Consider the following 16,757-nt stretch of genomic DNA (forward strand, 5'->3'; position numbering starts at 1 on the left):
GATCATAGACACTACCTTCATCCTCTGTATTCTTTCTATTCTCTATTTCTTCATCTTAGGTTTAAAAATGAGACTGGCCAGATAGCCAAAGATCAAAGCCGCAGAGGTACCCACCGCTCCGGCCTTCAATCCGCCTGCAAAAAGCCCCAGAAATCCCTGCTCTTCCACAGCCTCCCTTACCCCTTTCATCAAAATGTTCCCGAATCCCAAAAGGGGCACGCTGGCTCCTGCTCCGGCAAATTCCAAAAAAGGTTCATACCAGCCGAGGGCGCTTAAAACAGCTCCCGTCACCACCAAAAGCACCATGATCCTGCCGGGCATCATTTTGGTCTTTTCCATCAGAATCTGTACCAGCGCACAGATCAGGCCTCCTACCCAAAAAGCATTGATATAATCCATTGCGCATACTCCTTTTTACTCTATCAGGCTCAAAACATGCCTGCTATTTGGTATTAGTTTCTGCCGCTTTCCGCTTTTTATTCGGAAAAGGAAAAAAAGCCTGCGCATCTGTCCGATATCTCCCAGACAATATCCCGAAGGGATTTTCCGCTGCACTCAATGGTCAGTTCCGCATATTTTTCATAGAGAGGCGTCCTTTCTTCATACAAGTCCCAAAGGGTCTGTCCGGGAAGCAGGGTCACCCCGCGGGCGTTTAAGTCGCCCAGCCTCTCCTCCACCTCCTCATAGGGAAGCTTTAAATAAACCACCATGCCTCTTTTGGAAAGCTGTGTCATGGCCTCCTTTTCGTATACCACGCTCCCCCCCGTGGCAATTACGCTGTTTGTCACAGACAAAGAGGCATTTACATCATTTTCTATTTTCCAAAATCCCTGTACCCCATGCTCCTCAATCAGCTCATGGAGCAGCTTTCCGTATTTTTCCTGTATCACCAGATCCGAATCCACGAATCTGTATCCCATGCGTTTTGCCAGCACTACGCCTACAGTGCTTTTGCCCGCTCCCGGCATGCCGATCAACACCACATTGCTTTTTTCATTCACTCCGCTCATTTGTATTGCCCTTTCCGGTATGAAAATCGCCGCCAGACGGCGGCGATTCTGTTTAAGAAATGGCAGCGATTACTTCCACTTCACAAAGTACGTTTTTAGGCAGTGTCTTTACCGCCACACAGCTTCTTGCAGGCTTTTCGGTAAAGTATTCTGCATATACCTCATTAAATGCGGCAAAGTCATTCATATCTGCCAGAAAGCAGGTAGTCTTTACAACCTGCGTATAATCCGTCCCGGCAGCCAAAAGAAGCGCTCCAATATTTTTCATTACCAGCCGTGCCTGTGCCTTAATGTCTTCTCCCTCTATCTCTCCTGTGGCAGGATTAATAGGAATCTGCCCCGACGCATATAACATATTTCCCGCTATGATGCCCTGAGAGTAGGGGCCTATGGCTGCCGGAGCCTTATCTGTTGAAATTTTCTGCAGCATACTTTTACCTCTTTCCTTCTTATTGTCCATCCTTTCCGCCTATGCCTCTTCTTTGCTTCAGGCCTCTTCCTCCGGCTCGTCAAACTCTGCCGTCACATAAAAGCCCCTGGCATTCTGCACAATATCCGACACAACTCCCTCCCTGCTCTTTAACCGGTTTCGGAAAGGAATATTCGCCGACATGGCAAGAGACGGATCGATGGTATAATAATAATTGCTGGGAAGCACACCCTCGGTCACTGTGATCTTATCTCCTACCTTTAAAAGACCTGAGCGCTCCATCTTAAATTCCATTCTGCGCATGGTGTTCTCCTCCCTGTCCTGCAGTTCATTTTATCAAGAAACCTCATAGTTTGCAAGCCGTAATTCAAAGGCCAGAATTCCTCCCATCCCCATGGCGGCAGCCGTCCTAAGCCTGCTCCAGCACCAGTGCATGGGCAATTCCAGGCACACTTTTGCCCTCATTAAAGCTTGTCTTGCTTAACAGCGCCCCTGTGGGCATAAACAGTACCTTTTTCCAATTATTTTCCTCCAGCTGCTTTAAGATAAAGGCGGAGAGAGTCACTGCGCTGCAGCCACAGCCGCTTCCTCCCGCATGGGTATCCTGAGAAGCTGGGTCAAAAATTTCAATGCCGCAGTCCATGTGCACCTGTGAAATATCGTATCCCTTATCCCGCATCAGGTCAATCAGCACCCTCTGTCCCACGCTTCCCAGATCTCCCGTAATTATTTTATCGTAATCTTCTGGTTGACTATTATAGTCTATAAAATGCTGTTCCAGTGTGGAAGCCGCAGCCGGAGCCATACACGCTCCCATATTCATGGAATCCTTAAGCCCGTAGTCCACAATTTTCCCCACAGTGTTCCCCGTAATGACCGCTCTGTTTTTTTTCCCTCTCTCCCGCCCCAGGACAAAGGCGCCGCTTCCCGTCACGGTCCAGGAGGCCGAAAGGGGTCTTTGGTTTCCGTATTCCAGGGGATAACGGAACTCCTTTTCCGCGCTGGCAAAATGACTGGAGGTGACGCAGATTACCTTATCCGCAAAGCCGCCCGCTATGCTCATAGCTCCCAAGGCCAGCGACTCTCCACAGGTGGAGCACGCCCCGTAAACTCCAAAGAGCGGTATCTGATAGCTGGAGATGCCAAAGGAGGTTGCTATGGATTGACCAAGCAGGTCACCTGCAAAAATAAAGGAAATATCCTCTGGTTTTACCCCGGCCTTTCCCATAGCCATATATACTGCGTCCTTCTGCAGGCTGCTTTCCGCTTCCTCCCAGGTCTTGCAGCCAAACAGATCATCCTCTCCTACCATGTCAAACAAAAGACCAAGGGGGCCTTCCCCTTCCTTTTTGCCCACGATGCTGGCGCTGTCCCAAATGTAAACCGGCGCTTCCAGCCGGATGCTTGCTTTTCCCATCTTCTGATCCATGCACGATAACTCCTTCCTGTCCGCTTTGGCCGTCTCACCTGCGCCTGCGGTTCCAAGTTTTTATTATCATGCCCCTGGTGGAAGCGGTTTATTCGATCTTCTATTCCCTTTTCTATTCCGAGCCCTCGCTCTGGGAGGGTGCCTGAGCTGCCGTCACATAGCTGCTCACCACATAGAGGACTCCGCCATTATACTCCACCCTGGACCACCCGGAATCCTGGCTGCAGCCTGTGCGGTGGACTACTTCCCCGTTGCTTACCTGGCAGCTTACTGTGCTGTCCCCCTGGGAGGTGCTGGGCTCTGTCCGCAGATTCACGTATTCCTTGGGCGTAATATAATCGTCACAGTCCGTAAAGATAATCACTCTGCCGTCCTGGGTGGTGATACGGTTGGGATCAGAGGGCGCCACAGGTGTTTTATAGTCCAGGTCTGTGGTCAGAAAGCTGGTCACTGCATAGACCGTCTGTCCGTTGTATACAAGACGGGACCACCCCGTGCTCTCGTTGACTCCCGTCCTTTCCGCCGTCTCACCGTTTTTTAACTGTCCTGCGATATTTCCATCGTCCCCGGTATCCGGCTCCGTGCGCAGATTGGTCACGTCCTTGGCAGTCACGTTCTCAGATACCTGGGTAAAGCTCATGACCTTTCCGCCTTCCAGGCTCTCAGAACCCTGGGAGGCCTGAGCAGACTGGGACTCCTGAGACTGGGCAGGCTTCTGTGCGCCGGATGCCTCCGGGACAGATTCCTGGGTGCCGGACGGCTCCTGGGCGGATGCCTGGCTTTCCAGGCTTCCTCCCTCTCCGGAATCCTCAGCCGTCTCCTCATAAGCTGTCTCTGGCTGCGTCTCCTGCGCAGCCTCCCGTGTATCACCCTCTGTTTCCTGGACAAGGGATTCTTCTGCAGAAGTTACAGCTTCCGAGGAAGGCTCTCTGGAGCCTCCTCCCGATAGATTTCTGCTGGTAAGAATCCACAAAGGGATACAGATTAATATGGCCAGCGCAAGCAATCCCACAAAAAGGAATATCTTTTTGGAATTCAGGTGTATGTTTTCCTCCAGCCCAAGCTCCTCTTCCTCTTCCCTTTCCTCATCCAGCTCCCACTGCGCATCGGACTCCCATTCCACATCGGATTCCGAAGCTCTCTGCTCCCTCTGTTCCTTGTCTCTTTCACCCTTCATCTGAAATAACCTCCAATTTCACAGTCTTTTCACTGCTTTTCACCTGGCTGTTCTTATGGCCTTATGCCTCATATTTTTCACTCTGGGCGCGGATCAGCTCCGCATCCTCAAAGTAATTGATGCGCATGGCGCTCTTTACCTCAGAAAGGGTCTGGGCCGCCGTCTCTCTGGCTGCGTCGCTTCCCTTTTTCAAAATTTCATATACCGCCGGAATATCCTTTTCCAGCTCTTTTCTTTTCTCCCTGATAGGCTCTAAGGTCTCCTGCATTACATTGTTTAAGAATTTTTTCACCTTCACGTCTCCCAGGCCGCCCCGTTTATAATGAGCCTTCAGCTCATCCAGATCGGTATATTCCGGCAGATAACGCTCAAAATGCTCCTTTCTGCAGAAGGCGTCCAAATATGTGAATACCGTATTTCCCTCCAGATGCCCCGGATCGCTTACCTGCAGGTGCAGGGGGTCCGTATACATACTCATAATTTTCGTGCGGACCTCATCGGCACTATCCGCCAGATAAATGCAGTTGCCTAAAGACTTGCTCATTTTGGCCTTCCCATCAATGCCGGGCAGCCGCTGGCAGGCTTCATTTTCCGGAAGCAGAGCCGAAGGCTCCACCAGCACCGGCGCATACACCGTATTGAATTTGTGGACGATCTCCCTGGTCTGCTCAATCATGGGAAGCTGATCTCCGCCCACGGGCACCGTAGTGGCCTTAAAGGCTGTGATGTCCGCAGCCTGACTGATGGGATAGGTGAAAAAGCCCACCGGAATACTGGCCTCAAAATTGCGCATTTGAATCTCACTCTTTACGGTTGGATTGCGCTGCAGCCTGGCCACTGTCACCAGATCCATGTAGTAAAAGGTCAGCTCACAGAGCTCAGAAATCTGAGACTGGATCAGCAAAGTGGTTTTTCGTGGGTCTAACCCGCAGGACAAATAGTCCAGCGCAACCTCTATGATATTCTGGCGTACCTTCTCAGGATTTTCTATATTGTCGGTCAGCGCCTGCGCGTCCGCAATCATAATAAACACCTTCTTATACTCCCCTGAATTCTGCAGCTCCACACGTCTGCGCAGAGAGCCCACATAATGGCCCACATGCAGTCTTCCCGTGGGTCTGTCCCCTGTCAAAATAATCTTGTCCATACTTAAACTCCATTCCTGCGCACCGGGCGCAATGCTTTCGTAACCCTTATCATACCATTTTTTTCACTAATGGCAAATAGTAAAGGTGTATTTTTCCACAAAAAAGGTTAAAATATAAGAAAACTAAGATAGAAAAACATTTCTGGAATCAATCAACCAAGGAGGCGCTATGCGAAAAATCATTCCTTTCAACGACAATTGGAGCTTTACAAAGGACGCCGACCCAGAAAATGCCCATTGGGAAGCGGTGACGCTGCCCCACACCTGGAACAATGTGGACGGCATGGACGGCAGAGGCGATTACTACAGAGGAAAATGCTGGTATGCCAAAACCCTGGAAACCCCAAGGCTTCCAGAGGGCTATCGGCTCTGCCTGGAAATCCTGGCCCTTTCTTTGTGCGGCAGGGTATTTGTAAACGGCAGGGAAGCCGCATGCCACGAGGGAGGATTTTCCTCCTTTGTAGTAGATATTACGGACTATCTTAAGCCTCATGGCGCAAATGAGCTTTTGATTTTGGCGGACAACGAAAACCACAGCCACATCTACCCCCAGATGGCGGACTTCACCTTTTACGGAGGGCTCTACCGGGGTGTACGGCTTTTGCTGCTTCCTCCCGTGCATTTCGAAGCCTCCTTCTATGGTGCATCCGGACTTGCCGTCACCTGTGAAACCTCCTTCGAGGCCCCTTTGGAAGCCTGGGTAAAGGCGCCGGGCAGAGCAGGCCTGCAGAATACCCCCGACGGCCAGAAGAGCACTGAGATTCCCCAGGGCAGCGCAATGCTTCATTTAAACAGCTGGGTGACGGACCCCAGCGAGGACTACACTGTCCGCTATCTGATTCTGGACAGGGAAGGAAAAGCCGTATCGGAGATTTTTCGCCCCTCCCTTGCCCCCAAGGCGGACGTGCTGCTTCCAGACGCCCATCTGTGGCAGGGCGTGGAGGACCCCTATCTCTACCGCTGCATCGCTTCTTTGGTATACCGCAATGAAACTGTGGATCAGGTGGAAACTGCCTTTGGCATCCGCTCCTTCTATGTGGACCCAGAGAAAGGCTTTTTCTTAAACGGAAGGCCCATGATGCTGCGAGGCGTGGCCAGACATCAGGATCGCCTCTACCAGGGATGGGCCCTCACAAGGAAGGAGCATTACGAGGACGCCGCGCTGATCAAAGAGATCGGCGCCAACACCGTGCGTCTTGCCCACTACCAGCACAGCCAGGATTTCTATGACGCCTGCGATGAATACGGCTTTATCGTCTGGGCGGAGATTCCCTATATCAGCGCCCAGAGCGACGACCCTTCGGCCCACGAAAACTGCCGCCTGCAGATGAAGGAGCTGATCTACCAGAATTACAACCATCCCAGCATCTGCTTCTGGGGACTTTCCAATGAGATCACCATCGCCGGAGAAAAGCCTGAACTTGTGGAAAACCACAGAGATCTGAACAGACTGGTAAAAAGCATCGATCCCAGCCGCCTTACCACCATGGCCCACGTGAGCATGCTCCCTCTGGACAGCCCTCTTCACGGCATCACGGACCTGGAGAGCTATAACCACTATTTTGGATGGTACGGCGGCACCTACGACAACAACGAGGCATGGCTGGACCGGTTTCACCAGATACACCCCTACATCTGCCTTGGCCTCTCGGAGTACGGTGCAGAGGGCATTATCACCTATCAGCCAGACGCCCCCAAATGCCGGGACTACTCTGAGGCCTATCAGGCCCTTTATCATGAGCACATGGCAAAGATTCTCATGGAGCGTCCCTATCTTTGGTCCACTCACGTATGGAATATGTTTGATTTCGGCTGCGCCGCTCGAAATGAGGGCGGCACCGCCGGGAGAAACAATAAGGGCCTTGTAACCATTGACCGGAAAATCAAAAAGGAAGCCTTTTACGTCTACAAGGCTTATTGGAGCAGGGAACCCTTTGTATACCTGTGCGGCAGGCGCTATGCAAGACGGGCTTTTGATACTGCTGCCATAAAGGTATATTCCAACTGCCCCCAGGTGACCTTGTATGTAAACGGCAAACCCTTCTCCACCCAGTACGGAGATAAAATTTTCCTGTTTGAAAACGTGCCTCTCTCCCAGGGCTTCACTTTTTTAACTGCTTCGGCCTCCTTGGATGGCAAAACTGTAAATGACAGCATGACCCTGGAAAAAACAGACAAGAAACCGGATATCTATACCCTTCCCCTGGAGGAGGACGACCTGGACGGAGCAGTGAACTGGTTTGAACAGGTGGAAACCGTAGCAAGCGACGCCCCCACAGAATTTTCTGACGAGCATTTCAGCATTTACGACAAGATAAAAGACATCCTCCAAAACGAAGATGCCTTTCAAATCCTGTCTGGTTCCATGTATGCCATGACCGGCATGAAGCTGAAAAAATCCATGCTGGGCATGATGGGGGAAAAAACGCTAAAGGAGCTCTCCTCCATGATGACAGGCATGGGAGATCCTGAAAAAAAGGTTCCCAAAAACGCCATGGAAATCATCAATGCTGAACTTGGAAAAATTTCCAAAAAATAGGGTGCAGTCTTTATCTGTCCCCAAACAGCCGTCCAACCAGCACAATGCACTCATGGGCAAAAAGCGGACAGGCGGCCAGCAGGCCAAGGTACAGCCACTCCCGCCCCGTCAGGTGAGAGGTGCCGAAAGCGCTGATAAAAAAAGGCACCTCCGTCACCGCAAACTGCAGCACAAAGCCAATGGCACAGGCAGCGATCATCAGCTTGTTTTCCCAATGCTTCATGGTAAAGACGGATCGTTTTGTATCCCGCATGCCCACTGCGTGGAAAAGCTGTGACATTCCAAGCACCGTGAACGCATAGGTCTGGGATTTTGCAAGCACCCCTTTCTGGCTTAAGACCGCCCCCAGATTTTCTATATTGACAGGCAGTCCCCCGGATTTTAAAAGAGCCCCAGGCAGCAGAAAGAAAGCTGTCAGGCTGATGCCTGCAATCAGAATGCCGTAAAAGCAGGTACAGGCAAGCCCCCCTCTGGAAAAAAGACTCTCATCCGCTTTTCTGGGGGGATTTTTCATTAAGCTTTTTCCATCGTTTTTATCCACTCCCAGAGCAAGAGCGGGCAGAGAATCCGTAATCAGATTGATCCAGAGAATGTGGCTTGACTTTAAGGGAGAGGCCATCCCTAAAAGCACCGCCACAAACATGGTCATCAGCTCTCCCAAATTGGAGGAGAGCAGAAAAATCACCGACTTTCTGATGTTTTCATAAACACCCCTTCCCTCTTCGATAGCTTTTTCTATGGTAGCGAAATTGTCATCCACAAGAATCATATCCGAGGCCTGCTTTGCCACGTCCGTCCCCATCTTTCCCATTGCGATGCCGATATCCGCCGCCTTTAAAGAAGGCGCATCATTGACTCCGTCTCCGGTCATGGCCACGATCTGACCTTTTTTCTGAAAGCCCTTTACAATTCTCACCTTCTGGGCGGGGGAAACCCGGGCAAAAACCCTGGTGTCATCCAGACGCTCCAAAAACGCTTCCTCCTTCGTCCGCTCCAGCTGTTCCCCCGTCATACACTGCTCCATGCGGCTTACAATACCAAGCTGCTTACCGATGGCAAAGGCAGTATCCACATGATCTCCGGTGATCATCACCGTAGATACCCCGGCCTCCACAAAGGTGCTTACCGCCTCCGCCGCTTCCGGTCTGGCCGGGTCCTTCATGCCCGCTGCTCCCAGAAAGGTCAGTCCCTCCTCCTGCAGAAGGGGACGGCCTGAGACCGTCTTGGGAAGTCTCATGGCCACCGCCAATGTCCTCAGGGCGCCAAGGGACATCTCTTCCACTGCTTTCAGAATCCTTTGGCGGTGAAGCTGCGTCAGCCGCTCCCGCTTTCCGCCGATCCAGATTTCGGTGCACTTTTTCAATACCTCATCGGGGGCGCCCTTGGTATAGCAGATAAAAGAAGAGCCCTTCCTGTGGCAGGTGGTCATCATTTTCCGGTCTGAGTCGAAGGCCAGCTCCCCAAAACGGGGAAAGCGCCGCTCCAAGGTTTCTTTTTCCACCCCCAGCTTTTCACACACATCTAAAAGAGCCAGCTCCGTGGGATCGCCCATGCGGTTTTCTCCCTCTATGGAAGCGTCGTTGCAAAGTACCATCCCATACAAAAAATCCTCCGGAAAATTCCCGTGAAATTCCTCCACATCCGCCAGTGTGTTGTCCGCATAGCACTTTTCCACAGTCATCCGATTCTGGGTCAGTGTCCCCGTCTTATCGGAGCAGACCACGCTGACGGCCCCCAGAGTCTCAACTGACGGCAGTCTTCTTACTATGGTGTTTACCTTCACCATCCTGGTGACGCTTAAGGCCAGACAGATGGTCACCACAGCAGGCAGTCCCTCCGGCACGGCCGCAACCGCCAGGGAAATTGCGGTAATCAGCATTTCCAGTATATTCCTGTGCTGCACCACCGCAATGGCAAAAAGCGCCCCGCACAAAAGCAGGGAAAGGATGCTCAAAAGCTTTCCCAGCTCTCCCAGCCTCTTTTGAAGAGGCGTTAACTCCTCCTTTGCCTCGGTGATCATGGCTGCAATCTGTCCCAGCTCCGTGTCCATTCCCACAGCCGTGACAATCCCCTCTCCTCTTCCATAAGTGACAATGGTGGACATATAGGCCATATTGTGCCTGTCTCCCAGGGGAATGACCTTTCCCTGGGCCGCTGTAAAGCCTGCATCCTTTTCCATGGGAAGGGATTCTCCGGTCAGCGCAGACTCCTCAATCTTTAATTGATTGGTTTGAATCAGCCTTAAGTCTGCAGGAACCTGGCATCCCGCCTCCAGACATACCAGATCACCCGTTACCAGCTCAGCCGCAGGAATCTCTTTGTGCCTGCCGTCGCGGATCACCTGTGCCCTTGGGCTGGTAAGCTTTTTTAAGGATTCCAGGGCCTTTCTGGCCTTTCCCTCCTGTACCACACCCACAAAGGCATTCATGCAGACTACAACGGCAATGATTGCGGCATCGCTTACCTCCCCAAGAAAAAGGGACACCACAGCGGCCGCAATAAGCACATAGATCAATGGATCATTCAGCTGCTCCACAAAGCTCTCCACCACTGTTTTTTTCCGGGGAGACTTCATCTCATTCCTTCCGTTTTTTAAAAGCCGCCTTCCGGCCTCCTCCCAGGAAAGGCCCCTCCTGCCGTCGCTGCGGCATCTGCTTACAGTTTCCTGCACACTACACTGTTCAAACACGGTAATCCCTCCTAATGCTTGTTTGCAATGTAGTTTATGCCTGTATTTTGCAAAGTATGTCCCTTTCCGGGCAGTTTACGCTTCCTCCTCTATGCTTCCGCCCCGATCTGATTGCCGGTATAAAGCTGATAGTATTTTCCCTTCTGGGCCAGCAGCTCCTCATGAGTGCCCCGCTCAATAATCCGGCCCTGCTCCAAAACCATGATGCAGTCGCTGTTTCGCACCGTGGAAAGTCTGTGGGCGATCACAAAGGTGGTTCTGCCGCTCATCAGCTTATCCATACCGTCCTGGACAATCTTTTCGGTGCGGGTGTCAATGGAGCTGGTGGCCTCATCCAAAATAAGTACGGGCGGATCCGCCACCGCAGCTCTGGCAATGGCAAGGAGCTGGCGCTGTCCCTGACTTAGGTTTGCCCCGTCTCCCGTAAGCACTGTCTGGTATCCATCGGGAAGCTGGCGGATAAAGCCGTCCGCATTTGCCAGTCCTGCCGCGGCAATCACCTCCTCATCAGAGGCCTCCAGCCTTCCAAAGCGTATGTTTTCCATCACCGTATCTGTAAACAAATGGGTGTCCTGGAGCACGATTCCCAGAGAACGGCGCAGATCTCCCTTCTTTATCTTATTGATATTAATACCGTCGTACCGTATTTTCCCGTCCTGTATATCATAAAACCTGTTGATGAGATTGGTAATCGTAGTCTTTCCCGCACCGGTAGAACCCACAAAGGCAATTTTCTGCCCCGGTTTCGCATAGAGCTTAATGTTATGCAGCACCACCTTGTCATCACTGTAGCCGAAATCCACGTCGTTAAATACCACATCCCCCTTAAGCTCCACATAATCCACACTGCCGTCGGACCGATGAATGTGCTTCCAGGCCCACATGCCGGTTCTCTCCGGGCATTCCGTGATAACACCGTCCACCCTTTTTGCACATACCAGGGTCACATAGCCCTCATCGGTTTCCTGTTTTTCATCAAACAGATCGAAAACCCGTTTTGCGCCGGCCTGTGCCATGATAATACTGTTCAGCTGCATGCTCACCTGATTGATCGGCATGTTAAAGCTCTTGTTAAAGGTCAGGAAGCTTGCCAGGCCGCCCAGGGTCAGGCCCCCGAAGCCGCTTAAGGCCATAGCCCCGCCCACAATGGCGCAGACCACATAGCTCATATTTCCCAGCTGGGAATTGATAGGGCCCATCAGGTTTGCAAACTTGTTTGCATTGTAGGCGCTGTCAAAGAGCCGGTTGTTCAGATCCCTAAAGCCCTCCAGGCTCTTCTCCTCATGGCAGAATACCTTCACCACCTTCTGCCCTTCCATCATCTCCTCAATATAACCGTTCACCTTACCAATGTCCGTCTGCTGCTTTACAAAATATCTGCCGCTTAAGCCGCTGACCTTTCTGGAGGTGACAAGCATGATCCCCACCATCAGAAGCGTCACCAGGGTAAGCACAACATTCAGGGAAATCATGCTGATGAAAACGCTGACCACAGTAACCGCGCTGGAAATGATCTGGGGGATGCTCTGGCTGATCATCTGGCGCAGTGTATCAATGTCGTTTGTGTAAATGGACATAATATCCCCATGGGCATGGGTGTCAAAATATTTTATGGGCAGCTTTTCCATGTGGGCGAACAGATCGTTACGCAGATTTCTCAAGGTTCCCTGAGTCACATTCACCATAATCCTGGAATAGGCGAAGGTGCACAAAACACCTGCCAGGTAAAAGCAGCCCACCCGGAAAATGGCGTGAAGCAGATTGGTAAAATCCGGATTTGTCTGGCTCAGCATGGGGAGAATATAATCATCGATCAAGGTCTGGAGAAATAAGGTTCCCTGCACATTTGCCAGCACACTTGCAATGATAAAAATAACCACCAGCACCAGGGCAATCCCATAATCCTTCATGATATATTTCATCAATCGAAAAAACACCGCGCCGGGATTTTTGATGGCTTCTCCACCCCGCATCCGGTTTCCCATGGGTCCTCTCACCACTTTTGCCTGTGTCATGCCTCATCACCTCCATTCTCGTCAAAGTCTCCGCTTCCGCTGGTCTGTGCCTCATATACCTCTTTGTAGATCGTGTTGGAGGCCAGAAGCGTTTCATGGGTTCCGATGGCGTCCACCTGGCCATTGTTCATCACAATGATACGGTCCGCGTTCTGCACGCTGGAAATGCGCTGTGCAATAATCAGCTTTGTGGTGTACGGTATCTGCGTGGCAAAGGCCTTTCTGATTCTGCTGTCCGTGGCGGTATCCACCGCGCTGGTGCTGTCGTCCAGAATCAGAATCTTGGGCTTTTTCAAAAGCGCTCTGGCAATGCAGAGCCGCTGCTTTTGTCCCCCGGATACATTGCTTCCCCCCTGTTCAATATAAGTGTTGTACCCATCTGGAAGCTTTTCAATAAACTCGTCCGCGCAGGCCAGGCGGCAGGCCTGCCTGCATTCCTCCTCTGTGGCGTTCTCATCGCCCCAGCGCAGATTCTCCAGTATGGTTCCCCGAAAAAGCACATTCTTCTGGAGCACCACCGCAACCTCATTGCGAAGGGTCTCCAGATCATAGCTTCTCACATCCTTGCCGCCCACATAGACCGCGCCCTCAGACACATCATAGAGGCGGCTGATCAGATTCACAAGACTGGTCTTTGAGCTTCCCGTTCCGCCCAAAATACCTATGGTCTCACCGGATTTGATCTCAAAGCTCACATGACTCAGCACGGGACTTTCACTTGCCTGGTTATAACGGAAGGTTACATCCTCAAACCGGATGCTGCCGTCTGGCACATCGAAATCCGGATGCTCCGGATTGGTCAGATCCGCCTTTTCCTCCAATACCTGGCAGATTCTCCTGGCACTGGCCATACTCATAGTAATCATTGCAAATACCATGGACAGCATCATCAGGCTCATAAGAATATTCATACAGTAGGAAAGCAGACTCATCAGGCTGCCCGTACTCAGGCTGCTTCCCACGATCATTTTTGCGCCCAGCCAGCTGATCAGCAAAATACAGGAATACACTGTAAACTGCATCAAAGGCGCGTTGCAGGTAAGAATGCTCTCTGCCCTTTTGAACATTCTGTAAATATTTCCGCTGGCTTTGTGGAATTTCTCAATTTCATACTCCTCTCTCACATAAGCCTTCACCACCCGCTGGGCGGAAACATTTTCCTGTACGCTGGCATTCATGTCATCATACTTTTGAAAAGCTTCCGTAAAATATTTCATGGCAAAACGCATGATCAGAAGGAGAAATACCCCCAGAAAAACCACTGCTGCCAGATAGATGGAAGCAATTCTTGCATTGATGAAAAAAGCCATGGCCATGGCGCAGATCATGCTGGAGGGAGCCCTGAAGCACATGCGCAGAAGCATCTGATAGGCATTCTGAAGGTTTGTCACATCCGTGGTCATACGGGTGACCAGACCCGCTGTGGAGTATTTGTCTATATTGGAGAAGGCAAAAGTCTGAATGTTGGCGTACATTGCCTCCCTCAGATTCCTAGCAAAGCCTGCGGAGGCCCTTGCCCCATACTTTCCTCCCATGATTCCGGCAAAAAGACCCACGGCTGCCGCTGCCGCCATCACGCCGCCCACCTGATAAATGTGCCGCATGTTGCCCGCTTCCACACCGTCATCTATGATAGAGGCCATCAAAAGAGGGATTACCGTTTCCATGAGCACCTCAAGCACCATAAACAGGGGGGTTTTGATGGAATCAGCCTTAAATTCCTTGATCTGCTTTCCTAATGTCTTTATCATATCGCTGCTCTCCTGCGAAAAAAATTAGGCAGCCAACTTTTGTTAGCTACCTAACATTATAAATGAGAGATTACTGTGATTGCAAGAAGAAATGTATCCGCTTTATGTGAGAAATGCAGCCGCCCACAAAATCAGGCCCAGAGCCCAGCTGGTAAAGACGCCGTACAAAATCACCGGTCCCGCAATGGTAAATATCTTCGAGCCTATGCCGTATACCTGTCCTTCCTTTTGAAACTCTATGGCAGGAGCCGCAACGGAGTTGGCAAAACCCGTAATAGGCACCAGTGCTCCCGCTCCGCCCCATTTTACAATGCCGGGATAGATGTTAAACCCCGTCAGGAGAACGGAAATCAAAATCAGGATCAGGGAACACCAGCTTCCGGCGGTCTGCTTGTCAAGGCCCATACCCGCCGCAAAATTCAAAATAGCCTGCCCCAATGTACAGATGATTCCTCCAGTGATAAATGCCTTCAGCATCTGCAGCCACAAATTGTGGGTGGGTGTCACTTCCTTTACATATTTTTCATACTGCTGTTTCTTTTCTTCTTCCTTCTGTTCCATCTGCTCTGCATACCTTTCCGGCGTCCGTGCGCCAATGTGTAGTTAAACTGCACAGGGCGGGCAAAAGAACACGCACGCGCGCCTTTTGTCCGCCCATGGCAGAATTAGTATCTGCACTTTCTCTGAAATTATGCAAAGCAGCAAAATTTATCTGAGCTTAAACGCCATAACAAGATCGTTCATATTGGTGGCCTGGGCAGACAGCTCTTCACTGGTAGCTGAGGTTTCCTCCGCCGTTGCGGAGTTGTTCTGTACCACAGAGGATATCTGGTCGATGCCCTGCTCGATCTGTTCCATGGCTTCCGCCTGGGTATTGGAATTTTCCATGGACTTTTGAGATTCCTGTGCAAGAACTTCCATACCGTCCACAACCTTCATCAGAGACTGATAGGTTCTCTCCGTAATCTGGTTGCCTCTCTCGATTTCCTGCAGGGAGGTTTCTATCAGCTGTCTGGTATGTACCGCCGACTGCGCACTGTCATCCGCCAGCTTGCGGATCTGATCTGCCACCACGGCAAAGCCTCTGCCGGCTTCTCCCGCCCTTGCCGCCTCAATAGCCGCATTTAAGGACAGAAGGTTGGTCTGAGATGCAATATCCTCGATCTCCTCAATAATATCGCTGATCTGTTTGGAGGTTTCGTTGATGCGCTGCATGGCCTGGGTCAGATCCTTCATCTCATTTCCGCTGGTCACGGCCTGCTGCTCATATTCCTTAGCCTGCTTATAGGAATCGTTCAAGGATTTTGCGCTCTCCTCCACAATGCTGGTAACGTTGGTGATGGTAGCCTGCAGCTCCTCAATGGCGCCTGCCTGATCTGTTGCCCCCTCTGCAAGCCCCTGGGCTGTCTCCGCCATCTGGTTGGCCCCCAGCGTCACCTGCTCCACCGCGTCAATAATGTTTTTCAGCGTATCACTCAGCCTGCTATTTAACTTCTCCATAGACATTACAAGCCCATGGAAGTCTCCCACATAGTGGTCCGCCTTCTGGGTCGTAACCGTAAAATTGCCCTGGGACATTTCGCCCAGCAGGTGATCTGCATCCTGAATTACAGTCTGCAGATTTGTAACCAGAGAGCCTGTGGCATCTGCAAGCACCTTGGTTTCATCCTCTGTGTTAATCTCCGGAACTGGCGAATGAAGGTCTCCCTCCGCCAGCAGTCTCAAACGCTCTGAACACAGGCCAATAGGGGTTCCGATCGCTTTTCCGATCCTTCTTGCTGTATTCATGCCCACCACAATGGCGATGACTGAAACAACCGCTGCAATCAGGATACATACAATGGTAGAGCCCATAAAATCCATAATAGGCGCATTTAAAGCCACGCTCCAGCCGTCAGTGTCAGGAATGGGCGCATAGGCCAGAATCTTTATGCTTCCCCCATAGGTGTAAATACCATATCCCGTTTCTCCCTGGGTCATTTTCGTCTCCAGATTGGCAATGGCCCTTAAGGAAGAGTCAGTCTTCGCCATCTCAATGGTGTTTTCCTGGGCCTCGGCGATGCTTTCATCCGTGTGGGCAATGGTTACCCCCGAGGAGCTTAACATATAGCAGCCCGCATTTTCACTTACCTTTATGGAATCCGCTATGTCGTTTAAAAGATTGGGGTCCGGCAGAAGAAATACCACACCCGCCACTTCTGAATTAACCAGTCCGTCCTTCCACACAGGCGCCGATATGATAATGCTCAGCACGCCGTCCGTCTTTGCAAAAACCGGATCGGAAACCACTACCTCACCCTGCATGGAACGCTGGAAATAATCCCTGTCCGAGTAATCGGTGCCGTCGTACTCACAAATGCCGTCGGCACTGATAAATTTCCCCCTGGTCATGCCGTAGGCCTCCACTCTATGATTGATAATCGCCTGCTTTTCCTCCGGACTTACACTTTCATCAGAAAGGCTTTCCAGCATGCCCAGCTCCTCCACCACCCGCACCGTGGTCTGAAGGTCCTTGGAAACACGGTCTGCCGTAATCTGCGCCATGACTACCATTTCATCCTCCAGGGTGG

At 51.3% G+C, this 16,757-nt stretch carries 13 protein-coding genes; 1 reads left to right on the plus strand and 12 read right to left on the minus strand.

Going from position 1 to position 16,757, the window contains the following annotated elements; translation table 11 throughout:
- Positions 1 to 42: 42 nt before the first annotated feature.
- The 7 genes from AC1WIP_RS02205 to trpS all read right to left on the minus strand — a co-directional run bounded on the left by AC1WIP_RS02205 (position 43) and on the right by trpS (position 5,193).
- Entirely contained in the window at positions 43 to 399 is a 357-nt protein-coding gene (locus AC1WIP_RS02205; RefSeq protein ID WP_481140277.1) for a SpoVA/SpoVAEb family sporulation membrane protein, read from the minus strand.
- 77 nt (positions 400 to 476) lie between these two features.
- The gene (locus AC1WIP_RS02210) at positions 477 to 1,010 is read right to left on the minus strand and encodes a shikimate kinase (RefSeq protein ID WP_481140278.1); all 534 of its coding nucleotides are present in this window, start codon (positions 1,008 to 1,010) and stop codon (positions 477 to 479) included.
- A 52-nt stretch (positions 1,011 to 1,062) separates the two neighbouring features.
- Positions 1,063 to 1,440 (minus strand): RidA family protein, encoded by a 378-nt coding sequence (locus tag AC1WIP_RS02215; RefSeq protein ID WP_481140279.1) that lies wholly within the window; start codon positions 1,438 to 1,440, stop codon positions 1,063 to 1,065.
- 57 nt (positions 1,441 to 1,497) lie between these two features.
- Positions 1,498 to 1,743, minus strand: a complete 246-nt coding sequence (locus AC1WIP_RS02220; protein WP_481140280.1) for a hypothetical protein — start codon at positions 1,741 to 1,743, stop codon at positions 1,498 to 1,500.
- A 106-nt stretch (positions 1,744 to 1,849) separates the two neighbouring features.
- Positions 1,850 to 2,869, minus strand: coding sequence for a stage V sporulation protein AD (locus AC1WIP_RS02225; protein ID WP_481140281.1), 1,020 nt, complete (start codon positions 2,867 to 2,869; stop codon positions 1,850 to 1,852).
- A 112-nt stretch (positions 2,870 to 2,981) separates the two neighbouring features.
- On the minus strand, positions 2,982 to 4,046 hold the full coding sequence (locus tag AC1WIP_RS02230; RefSeq protein ID WP_481140282.1) for an SH3 domain-containing protein: 1,065 nt from the start codon (positions 4,044 to 4,046) through the stop codon (positions 2,982 to 2,984).
- A 61-nt stretch (positions 4,047 to 4,107) separates the two neighbouring features.
- Positions 4,108 to 5,193, minus strand: a complete 1,086-nt coding sequence (trpS, locus tag AC1WIP_RS02235; protein ID WP_481140283.1) for a tryptophan--tRNA ligase — start codon at positions 5,191 to 5,193, stop codon at positions 4,108 to 4,110.
- Positions 5,194 to 5,362: 169 nt separating this feature from the next.
- Between trpS and AC1WIP_RS02240 the strand changes: the two genes are divergently transcribed.
- Entirely contained in the window at positions 5,363 to 7,732 is a 2,370-nt protein-coding gene (locus AC1WIP_RS02240; RefSeq protein ID WP_481140284.1) for a glycoside hydrolase family 2 protein, read from the plus strand.
- 10 nt (positions 7,733 to 7,742) lie between these two features.
- Here AC1WIP_RS02240 and AC1WIP_RS02245 read toward each other — a convergent pair whose 3' ends face one another.
- The 5 genes from AC1WIP_RS02245 to AC1WIP_RS02265 form a co-directional block, all read right to left on the minus strand.
- Entirely contained in the window at positions 7,743 to 10,421 is a 2,679-nt protein-coding gene (locus AC1WIP_RS02245; protein ID WP_481140285.1) for a cation-translocating P-type ATPase, read from the minus strand.
- Between the two features lie 89 nt (positions 10,422 to 10,510).
- The gene (locus AC1WIP_RS02250) at positions 10,511 to 12,436 is read right to left on the minus strand and encodes an ABC transporter ATP-binding protein (RefSeq protein ID WP_481140286.1); all 1,926 of its coding nucleotides are present in this window, start codon (positions 12,434 to 12,436) and stop codon (positions 10,511 to 10,513) included.
- Positions 12,433 to 14,187: an ABC transporter ATP-binding protein gene (locus AC1WIP_RS02255; RefSeq protein ID WP_481140287.1), complete on the minus strand. Its 1,755-nt coding sequence runs from the start codon at positions 14,185 to 14,187 to the stop codon at positions 12,433 to 12,435. Before AC1WIP_RS02255 ends, AC1WIP_RS02250 begins: the two co-directional genes overlap by 4 nt.
- A gap of 102 nt (positions 14,188 to 14,289) precedes the next feature.
- A complete protein-coding gene (locus tag AC1WIP_RS02260; RefSeq protein ID WP_481140288.1) occupies positions 14,290 to 14,748 on the minus strand; it encodes a SpoVA/SpoVAEb family sporulation membrane protein in 459 nt (152 codons plus the stop codon).
- Positions 14,749 to 14,895: 147 nt separating this feature from the next.
- On the minus strand, positions 14,896 to 16,757 hold a 1,862-nt coding region (locus AC1WIP_RS02265; protein ID WP_481140289.1), incomplete at its 5' end, for a methyl-accepting chemotaxis protein.

It is taken from the genome of Acetatifactor sp. (assembly GCF_982438285.1).

What these genes read in the sequence shown, in the direction of transcription:
- AC1WIP_RS02205 (WP_481140277.1), bottom strand. Translation starts at nt 399, where the DNA reads ATGGATTATATCAATGCTTTTTGGGTAGGAGGCCTGATCTGTGCGCTG.
- AC1WIP_RS02210 (WP_481140278.1), bottom strand. Translation starts at nt 1,010, where the DNA reads ATGAGCGGAGTGAATGAAAAAAGCAATGTGGTGTTGATCGGCATGCCG.
- AC1WIP_RS02215 (WP_481140279.1), bottom strand. Translation starts at nt 1,440, where the DNA reads ATGCTGCAGAAAATTTCAACAGATAAGGCTCCGGCAGCCATAGGCCCC.
- AC1WIP_RS02220 (WP_481140280.1), bottom strand. Translation starts at nt 1,743, where the DNA reads ATGCGCAGAATGGAATTTAAGATGGAGCGCTCAGGTCTTTTAAAGGTA.
- AC1WIP_RS02225 (WP_481140281.1), bottom strand. Translation starts at nt 2,869, where the DNA reads ATGGATCAGAAGATGGGAAAAGCAAGCATCCGGCTGGAAGCGCCGGTT.
- AC1WIP_RS02230 (WP_481140282.1), bottom strand. Translation starts at nt 4,046, where the DNA reads ATGAAGGGTGAAAGAGACAAGGAACAGAGGGAGCAGAGAGCTTCGGAA.
- trpS (WP_481140283.1), bottom strand. Translation starts at nt 5,193, where the DNA reads ATGGACAAGATTATTTTGACAGGGGACAGACCCACGGGAAGACTGCAT.
- AC1WIP_RS02240 (WP_481140284.1), top strand. Translation starts at nt 5,363, where the DNA reads ATGCGAAAAATCATTCCTTTCAACGACAATTGGAGCTTTACAAAGGAC.
- AC1WIP_RS02250 (WP_481140286.1), bottom strand. Translation starts at nt 12,436, where the DNA reads ATGACACAGGCAAAAGTGGTGAGAGGACCCATGGGAAACCGGATGCGG.
- AC1WIP_RS02255 (WP_481140287.1), bottom strand. Translation starts at nt 14,187, where the DNA reads ATGATAAAGACATTAGGAAAGCAGATCAAGGAATTTAAGGCTGATTCC.
- AC1WIP_RS02260 (WP_481140288.1), bottom strand. Translation starts at nt 14,748, where the DNA reads ATGGAACAGAAGGAAGAAGAAAAGAAACAGCAGTATGAAAAATATGTA.